Source organism: Marinobacter sp., assembly GCF_041690455.1.
GTDB lineage: Bacteria > Pseudomonadota > Gammaproteobacteria > Pseudomonadales > Oleiphilaceae > Marinobacter.
Window position 1 is genome coordinate 1 of sequence record NZ_JAWLHI010000143.1, and the last position, 1,425, is coordinate 1,425.

Annotated in this window: 1 protein-coding gene; it reads left to right on the forward strand. The window is 62.3% G+C overall.

Features of this window, described 5'->3' with window-relative positions; translation table 11 throughout:
* Positions 1-1,425: choice-of-anchor U domain-containing protein (locus ACESMW_RS18725; protein ID WP_372988476.1), on the forward strand; the 1,425-nt coding region annotated here is incomplete at both ends.

Sequence of the window (1,425 nt, forward strand, 5' to 3'; positions counted from 1 at the left end):
GAGGAAGTGACGGTGAGGGCTGCGCTGCAGGGTATTCCGGCGCAGTTCCCGGTTACCGTGCCTTACCAGGTGGAAAACCACAATCTGCTGGGCAGTTCTGACCTGGATGCCACTGGCAGCTTCCGGTTTGAAGCCGGCGGCGAACAGGAAAGCATTATTTCCCTTAGCCTTACTCCGGCCGCCAGCGTTGGTGAGGTAACCATCGCGTTGCAGCAGGGACAGGGCGCCGATGATGCGCTGCTGGGTAATCCCTCCGAGCATCGCCTGGTACTGCGCCAACCCGCCGAGTTGCCGTTGCCCGTGCGTCTGGGTATTGAGCAGGGCGCTGACGATCTGTCCGACCTGCCGGTTGCATCCCGCAACGAGGGTGTGGTGACAGTCACCGCAATCAGCCCTGCAAGCGGCGTAGCGTTTGACCCGGCTTCCCACAGTTTCGATTGGAGCCAGTCGTCGCTTGTGCTTGGTGTTCAGAACGAAACAGGCGCCAGCGTGCAGATTGACCCGGCCCGGATGACAACCGAAGACCTGGGCACGGTGCGGGTTGTGGTTACTGAAACTGCAGGTGCCCAGCGCCAGGTGACTGCCGCAACGCGGCTGCGGTTTGTGGGCGACGACGACCTTGAAGCCATCGATGCCTTCGACGGATTCCTGACCGACGGGCAGGACAGCCGTAACCGGCGGCCGATCTGTCCCGAAGGCAGCGGTAACTTCAGGGACCAGCCAGACCGCAATTGCAGCGAGACTGATCGCACCGAAGGGGCCGTCTACCTGGAAGCACCCATTGGCTACAGGCTGGCCCTTGGCCAGATGTCTGAACGTGCTTCCTGGGAAACCGGCGATTTTGGCCTGGAAATCAGCACTGATGAAATCCGCGATGAGGGGGCTGATGTTCCTGTCAGAAACGCCCGTGATACTTTGTTCCGTCACCTTGGTTACCTGGTGGACTTCGAAGTGTCCGGGCTGGATTTTGCCGGCCAGTCGGTGCCGGTGGTCATTCCCCTGCCAAGGGGCGAGGTGATACCGGCGGACGCCGTGTGGCGCAAGTATATCCGCCAGAACTGGGAAACCTTTGCTGAAGATGACGCCAACCAGCTGTTCTCTGCCTCCTCTGCCGGCGACTGCCCATGGCCCGGGTCCGACCGCTGGACAGCTGGGCTCACCGAGGGTGATAACTGTGTCCGTCTGGTGATCCAGGACGGCGGCCCCAATGATCTGGATGGCGTTGCCGACGGGGTGATCCGTGACCCGGGCACGTTGGCCGTCAATAATGGCAGTGACGGCCAGAAGCTTGTCAGTAACGGTGGCGGTGGCGGCCTGAGCTCCATGGGCGGCATGCTGATTGTGCTGGCGGCCCTGAGTCTGTTCAGGCGGCGCCGGTTGCTGCTAGTGCTGGCACTGCTGGCCGCCGGTTCCGCGCAGGCGCAG